The 7,689-nt window shown below is 74.6% G+C and carries 4 protein-coding genes; all 4 read right to left on the reverse strand.

Features of this window, described 5'->3' with window-relative positions:
• Positions 1 to 148 precede the first annotated feature (148 nt).
• Positions 149 to 1,132: an NAD-dependent epimerase/dehydratase family protein gene (locus D5H75_RS39915; protein WP_340137793.1), complete on the reverse strand. Its 984-nt coding sequence runs from the start codon at positions 1,130 to 1,132 to the stop codon at positions 149 to 151.
• Positions 1,129 to 2,460 (reverse strand): nucleotide sugar dehydrogenase, encoded by a 1,332-nt coding sequence (locus tag D5H75_RS39920; RefSeq protein ID WP_119931839.1) that lies wholly within the window; start codon positions 2,458 to 2,460, stop codon positions 1,129 to 1,131. Before D5H75_RS39920 ends, D5H75_RS39915 begins: the two co-directional genes overlap by 4 nt.
• A complete protein-coding gene (rfbA, locus tag D5H75_RS39925) occupies positions 2,451 to 3,326 on the reverse strand; it encodes a glucose-1-phosphate thymidylyltransferase RfbA (protein WP_119931840.1) in 876 nt (291 codons plus the stop codon). The genes D5H75_RS39920 and rfbA overlap by 10 nt, the downstream gene beginning before the upstream one ends.
• A gap of 48 nt (positions 3,327 to 3,374) precedes the next feature.
• The coding region (locus D5H75_RS39930) for a type I polyketide synthase (protein ID WP_277950011.1) at positions 3,375 to 7,689 on the reverse strand (4,315 nt) is incomplete at its 5' end.

Here is a 7,689-nt window from a genome sequence, read left to right on the forward strand (position 1 = left end):
GGGAAGGGCGCCCGGGCCGCGAGACCGCCGGGGTTCCGCCCTGTGGAGCCGCCGCGGGTCCGCTCATGGAGACGCCGGACGCCCGGGCGCGGGGTACGGCCCAGCGCCCGGGCGTCTGTCGTGGCACGGCCCCGCGCGGGGCCCCGTCCTATCCGCCGCCGGAGTCGGGCTGGTCCAGCCACCAGGGATTGCGGCGGGCCCAGTCGATGGTGCGGGCGAGCCCCTCGCGCAGCGGCGTGGACGCCTTCCAGCCGAGCACCGCGGCGGCCTTGGAGGTGTCGGGGATCCGCCGGGACAGGTCCTGGTACGTCTCGCCGAGCCGCGCCGCGGTGTCCAGCTCGGTGATCGTCTCGGCCCCGGTGAGCTCGGCCACGAGCTCGATGGCCTGCCGTACGGTGGTCTCCACCGAGCTGCCGACGTTGAAGCACTCCCCGTCGGCCCGAGGGTCGTCCGCCGCGCGCAGGGTCGCCTCGACGGCGTCGGCGACGTAGGTGAAGCAGCGGGTCTGCGCGCCGTCGTCGTACCGGACCAGCGGCAGGCCGCGCAGCGCCCGGTGGACGCTGCGGCTCACCACGAAGGCCGGCCGCTGCCGCGGGCCGTACACGTTGAAGTAGCGGACGATCGTGGCGCGCAGGCCGCAGGCCCGCACCATGCCGAAGGTGAGGTGCTCGGCCAGCGCCTTGCTGGAGGAGTAGCTCCACCGGTCCACCGCCGTGGAGCCGAGCACCCGGTCCGCGTCCTCGGCCCACGGCACCGCCGGGTTCTTCCCGAAGACCTCGCTGGTGCTGGCCAGGACCACCTTCGCCCCGGCGTCCGCGGCCAGCTCCAGCACGTTGCGGGTGCCCATCAGGTTGATGTCGATCACGTCGAGCGGCCGCTCCAGGTAGCGGTCCACGCCGACCACCGCGGCCAGGTGGTAGACCACGTCCACCCCGTCGCGCAGGGCCGAGGCGAGGGCGTCCCGGTCGCGGATGTCGCCGGGGACGTACCGTACCCCGTCCCGGCTCTGGTCGGGCGGCGGCGGGCCGCCGTCGAAGACGACGACCTCGTCGCCGCGCCCGGCCAGGGCGGCGACCAGGTGGCTGCCGACGAACCCGCATCCGCCGGTGACCAGCGCACGTGCCATGGTCATCTCCCGATTCCCTGGTAGGTGTAGCCGGCCCGGCGCAGCTCCTCGATCTTCTCCCGCGAGTAGTAGGCCCGCCCGTCGATCACCAGGCAGGACGGCGCCACCAGGTCCTTCAGCCGGGTGAAGTCGATCGCGTGGAACTGCTGGTGGTGGGCGAGCACGGCCAGGCAGTCCGCCCCGGCCACCGCCTCCTCCAGGGTGGCCGCGGGCGCCTGGCCGAAGGTCGCGGTCACCTCCGCCGGCACGGCGAGCGGGTCGTAGACCGAGACCTCGCTGCCCGCCGCGAGCAGCCGCTGCACCACCGGCTTGGTGGGCGTGGCGCGCAGGTCGCCCGTGTCGTTCTTGAAGGCCAGGCCGAGCACCGCGACCTTCGCGCCCGCCGGGTCCTTGCCGAGCCTGCGGAGCCCCGCCTCGATGAGATCGACGGTGTAGTGCGGCATCGTGTCGTTCACCTGGCGCGCCACCGGCACGGTGGCCAGGTCGATCCCGCGCTGCCGCGCCGCCTGCCAGATCATCCACGGGTCCTTGACCAGGCACGAACCGCCGACCCCGACGCTGGGCAGCAGGATGTTGACGTTGCCGTTGCCCTTCGGGATCGAGTTGGCCGCCTTGATCACGTCGAGCACGTCCACGTCGTACGCGCCGCACACCTTCGCCAGCTCGTTGGCGAGCGCGATGTTGTGGTCGATCCACCAGTTGTCGGCCATCTTCACCAGCTCGGCCGCCTCCAGCGTGGAGCAGGGGATCACCGGCACGCCGAGCGTCGCCTGCCAGAACTCCGCGGCCCGCGTGGCGCACTTGTCCGTGTAGCCGCTGACCACCACGGGGAACTCGCGCAGCTCGCGCAGCGCCCGGCCCTCGGCGAGCCGTTCCGGGCAGAACGCCAGCGCCACGTCCTCGCCGCAGGTCAGGCCGGCCCGCTCCAGCGCGGGCGCGACCAGCTCCCGGGTTCCGCCCGGCGGCACCGTGCTCTTGCAGATCAGCAGCGTGTCCGGGGCCAGCCGCGGGGCGAGCTCGGCCATCGCGCCGCGCAACTGCGAGTCGTCCAGGTGCCCGTCCTCCCGCACCGGGGTGCCGACGGCGACGATGACGACCTCGGCCGAGCCGACCGCGTCATAGTCGCCGGTCACCCGCAGCCGGCCGGAGTCCAGCCCGGCGAACAGCAGCTCCGGCAGCTCCGGCTCGCTGATCCGGCACCGGCGGTCGTGCAGCTCGGCGATCCGTTCCAGGTCGGTGTCCACACCCACCACGTCCACGCCCCGCTCCACGAGCGCGGCGGCCACACTGGAGCCCACGAAACCCAGGCCCACGACAGCGACGTTCACAGCCATCCCCCGTCCACCACGGACAACACGTATCGGCCGTACGGCGAGGCGGCCAGCTCCTCGCCGAGCCGCCGGCAGGCGTCGGCGTCGATGAAGCCCCGACGCCATGCGATCTCCTCCAGGCAGGCGACCTGCACGCCCTGCCGGCGTTCCAGCAGCCGGAAGTACTGCCCGGCCTCGAACAGCGACTCCGGGGTCCCGGCGTCGAACCAGGCGTAGCCGCGGCCGAAGTCCACCAGGCGGGCCCGGCCCCGGCGCAGGTAGGCCAGGTTCACATCGGTGATCTCAAGTTCCCCGCGCGCGGAGGGGCGCAGGTTCTTCGCGATGTCCACCACCGCGTTGTCGTACACGTAGAGCCCGACCACCGCCCGGTTCGTGCGCGGCTTGCGGGGCTTCTCCTCGATCGACACCAGCCGCCCGGCCGCGTCGGTCTCGGCGATGCCGTACCGCTCGGGGTCGCTCACCGGGTAGCCGAACAGCGTGCATCCGTCCACGGTCGCCACCGCGTTCCGCAGGATCTCCTGGAAGTCGTGGCCGTGGAAGATGTTGTCGCCCAGGACCAGGGTCACCGGCCCGTCGCCGATGTGGTCCGCGCCGATGAGGAACGCCTCGGCGATCCCGTTCGGCTCGGCCTGCTCGGCGTAGGAGAGCCGCAGCCCCCACTGGCCGCCGTCACCGAGGAGCCGGCGCAACTGCGGCAGGTCCTCCGGCGTCGAGATCACCAGGATGTCGGTGATGTCGGCGAGCATCAGCGCGGACAGCGGATAGTAGATGAGGGGTTTGTCGTTGACCGGGAGCAGTTGCTTGGACACCGCCCGGGTGATGGGGTAGAGCCGCGTTCCCCGCCCCCCGGCCAGAATGATGCCTTTCAATCGGGTCACCCGCTTTCTCTGTGGCCACCGCATGGTCGAGGGATCGGGCTACGCGTCACCACCCAGTTCACGGTCGAGGATCTCGAAGAGCTCCTCCGCGGAGGCCGCCGCGAGCCGCTCGTCCTCGGCGGAGAGCCGGTCGCCCTCCGCGTCGGGCCGTACGGCCTCCGCGGCGGCCTGGTCGCCGTCGGCGGAGGGAGGAGCGGCGGGAGGAGCGGAGGGAGGCGCGGGGGTCTCGGCCGGGGCCAGCCGCTCGGCCAGGTACCTGGCGACCGCGGTGGCGTTCGGCCGGTCGAAGGCGAGCGTGGCGGGCAGCGCGAGGCCGGTCCGGCCGCGCAGCCGGTTCCGCAGCTCGACGGCGGCCAGGGAGCTGAAGCCGAGCTGCACGAAACCGCGCTCCGCGTCGATCTCGTCCGCGGTGTCGTGCCCGAGCGCCGCCGCGGCCTCGGCCTGGACCAGTTCGAGCAGCACCCGGTCCCGCTCCCGGGGCGGCAGCCCGGCCAGCCGCTCCCGCAGCCCCGCCGCTTCGCCGGACCCGTTGGCCGGCGTGGTGGCGGCGGCCGTACGGCGCGGCCCCGCGAGGTCCCGCAGGAGCGCGGGCAGGTCGTCGCCGCGAGCGCGCAGCGCGTGGACGTCCGGCCGGATCGGCGCCAGCACCGGCACGGGGGAGCGCAGCGCCGCGTCGAACAGCGCCAGGCCGGTCTCCGCCGTGATCGCGGGCACGCCCAGCCGGCGCACCCGGGTCAGGTCGGTGTCCCGCAGCGGCCCGCCGAGCCCGGTGTCCACCGCCCACATGCCCCAGGCCAGCGAGGTCGCGGGCAGCCCCGCGGCGGCCCGCCGTACGGCGATCGCGTCCAGCGCGGCGTTGGCCGCCGCGTAGTCGCCCTGCCCGGCGGCGAGGACCATCCCCCCGGCCGAGGAGTACAACACGAAGCGGGCGAGGTCGCGGTCGCGGGTGAGTTCGTCCAGGTGCCAGGCCGCGTCCGTCTTGGGCCGCAGCACCCGGTCCAGCCCCTCCTCCGTCAGGGTCCCCACCACCCCGCCGGCCACGACCCCCGCCGTGTGGACCACGGCGCGCAGGGGGTGGGCGGCGGGGATGTGGTCGAGGAGGGCGGCGAGGGCGTCCCGGTCGGCGGCGTCGCAGGCGGCGATGGTGACCTGGGCGCCGAGTTCGGTGAGTGCGGTGTGGAGTTCGGCGGCGCCGGGGGCGTCGGGGCCTCGGCGGGAGGTCAGGAGCAGGTGTCGTACGGCGTGCTCGGTGACCAGGTGGCGGGCGAGCAGGGCACCGAGGCCGCCGGTGCCGCCGGTGATCAGCGTGGTGCCGTCGACCGGCCAGGCCGTGCCCTCGGCCTCCGCCCGCCCGGCGTCCCCGGGCGCGGTCCGGGTCAGCCGGGGCACCCACGGCCGCCCGTCGCGGAGCGCCAGCTCGGGCTCGCCGGCGGCCAGGGCGGCGCGCACGCCGGCCGCCGGGTCGCCGGACGAGTCCAGGTCGACCACGGTGATCCGGCCCGGGTTCTCCTCCTGGGCGGCCCGGACCAGGCCCCAGACCGCCGCCTGCGCGGGATCGGGCGTCTCGGTCTCACGCACCGCCACCGCGCCCCGGGTGACCACCACCACCGGCCGGGAGTCCGCCACGGCCGACCATCCCCGCAGGCCGGCCAGGACCGGGCGCAGGGCGCCCCGCACTCGCTCGGGCAGATCCCCCGGGGTCCGGCCGGTGGCGTCGAGGACGAGCGCGGCGGAGGCGTCCACCGCGCCGGGCGCTTCCCTCGGCGGAGTGATCGCCCGCCACGCCACCGCGAGCAGCGACTCCCCGGCCGGGTTGGCGCGCGCCAGCTGGTCGGCCTGGACCGGCCGGGACACCACCGTCTCCACCGTGGCCACCGGGCGGCCCTCGCCGTCGGCCAGGTCCAGCCGGGTGACCTCGTCGCCGTCCAGGCGGCGCAGCCGTACGCGCAGCGCGCCGGCCCCGGCGGCGTGGAGGGTGACGCCGTGCCAGTTGAAGGGGATCAGCGTGGCCTTCGGCCCGGCCACCAGGTCCACGTGCATCGCCGCGTCCAGGAGGGCGGGGTGGAGGCCGTAGCGGGTGGTGGGTCCTGCGTGTTCGGGGAGGGTGATTTCGGCGTAGAGGTCGTCGTGGTGTTTCCAGGCTCGGGTGAGGCCGTGGAAGGCGGGGCCGTAGCCGTAGCCGTGGCCGGTGAGGCGGTCGTACAGGCCGGTGGTGTCGAGCGGCTCGGCGTCCGGCGGCGGCCAGGCATGGAGGGTGTCCGCGGGGGCGGTGGCGGCGGTGGTCAGCACGCCGGTGGCGTGGCGGGTCCAGTGGCCCTGCCCGTCCTTGGAGTGGATGGTGATCTGGCGCCGGCCGTCCTCATCGGGGCCGCTCACGGTGACCTGGACGGTGCTGCCGCCGTCGTCGTGGGCGGGGTCCGGGATGGGCAGGGGGGTGTGCAGGGTGAGTTCTTCGATGACGGGGGCGCCGACCTGGTCTCCGGCGCGGAGGGCGAGTTCGACGAAGGCGGTGCCGGGGAGGATGGGGGTGCCGTTGATGGCGTGGTCGGCGAGCCAGGGGTGGGTGGTGGCGGACAGGCGTCCGGTGAGGATGGCTCCGCCGTCGGGCTGTTCGACGACCGCGCCGAGGATGGGGTGGTCCGCGGTGCCCAGGCCGAGGGCCGCCGGGTCCGAGGCCGGGGTCGGCTGGAACCAGAAGTGCCGCCGCTGGAAGGGGTAGGTGGGCAGGTCCAGGTGCCGGTTGTGGGTGCCGGACGGCCAGGCGGTCCAGTCGACCGTGGTGCCGTGGGTCCAGGTCTGGGCGAGTGCGGTGGCGAGCTGGGTGGTCTCGTGGCGGTCGCGGCGCAGGAGGGCGACCACCGAGGCGGCCTCGGCCTCGGTTTCGGTTTCGGTTTCGGTTTCTGGGTCGGTGGTGAGGGTTTGTTCGATCATGGGGGTGAGCTGGGCGTCGGGTCCGGCTTCGAGGAAGCGGGTGACCTGGTGCTCGCTCAGGGTGGTGATGGCGTCGGCGAACCGTACGGGCTGCCGTACGTGGTCCACCCAGTAGCCGGGTTCGGTGATCTCGCTGCCCGCGAGGCGGCCGGTGAGGTTGGACACCAGGGGGATGGCCGGCTGGTGGAACGTGATGGTTTCGGCCACGGCGGCGAAGTCGTCGAGCATGGGCCGCATCAGCGGGGAGTGGAAGGCGTGCGAGACCCGCAGCCTGCGGGTCCGATACCCGCGCTCGCCGGCCCAGGTGAGGATCTGGTCCACCTGGTCGGCCGCGCCGGAGACGACCACCGCGCCGGGGGCGTTGATGGCCGCGATCGCCACCTGCTCGTGCCCGGCGATGATGGGCGCGATGTCGGCCTCGCCGCAGCCGATGGCGGCCATCGCGCCGCCCTCGGGAAGGGCCTGCATCAACCGGCCCCGCGCGGCGACGAGCCGGCACGCGTCGGGCAGGTCGAGCACTCCTGCGACGTGCGCGGCGGTGATCTCGCCGAGCGAATGCCCGGCCACGTAGTCCGGCCGCACGCCGAGTGATTCGAGCAGCCGGTACAGGGCGGTCTCGACCGCGAACAGCCCGGCCTGCGCGAACACCGTCTGATCCAGCAGCCCGCCGTCGCCGGCCTTACCGGCGATCACGTCCCGCAGGGTGGCCCCGTCCGCTCCGGGGATGCCGGCCCCGGCGAGTTCGGCCTCCAGGAGTTCGCAGGCCTCGTCGAAGGCGCGTGCGAACACCGGGAAGGCTTGGTGCAGTTCGCGGCCCATGCTCGCGCGCTGGGCGCCCTGGCCGGAGAAGAGTACGGCTGTTCGGCCCTGCCGTGCCCGGCCGTGTACGGCCGAGGGGGCGGGCTCTCCGGCGGCCAGCGCCCGCAGGGCGGCGAGCAGGTCGTCGCGGTCGGCCGCCGGGACCACCGCGCGGTGGTCCAGAGCGGCGCGGCGGGACAACTGGGCGGCCAGGTCGGCCGCGCCGGCCTCCTCGTGTTCGGTCAGGAACGCGGCCAGCCGGTCGGCCTGCGCCCGCAGCGCCGCCTCCGACTTCGCCGACACCACGACCGGCACCACCGGAGCCGCGGGGTGGTCGTCCCCGGGCGTGGCGGTACCGGTGCCCTGGTCGCCCGACGGCTCGTCGGCGGGGGGTTCTTCGAGGATGACGTGGGCGTTGGTGCCGGAGATGCCGAACGACGAGACGCCCGCCCGGCGGGGCCGTTCGCCGGTGCGGGGCCAGGGCCGGGGCTCCGTCAGCAGTTCCACCGCGCCGCTGTCCCAGTCCACCTTGGACGAGGGCGCGTCCACGTGCAGGGTCCTGGGCAGGGTCTCGTGCCGCATCGCCAGCACCATCTTGATCACACCCGCGACCCCGGCGGCGGCC

It is taken from the genome of Bailinhaonella thermotolerans, from assembly GCF_003594875.1.
Classification (GTDB): Bacteria; Actinomycetota; Actinomycetes; order Streptosporangiales; family Streptosporangiaceae; genus Bailinhaonella; species Bailinhaonella thermotolerans.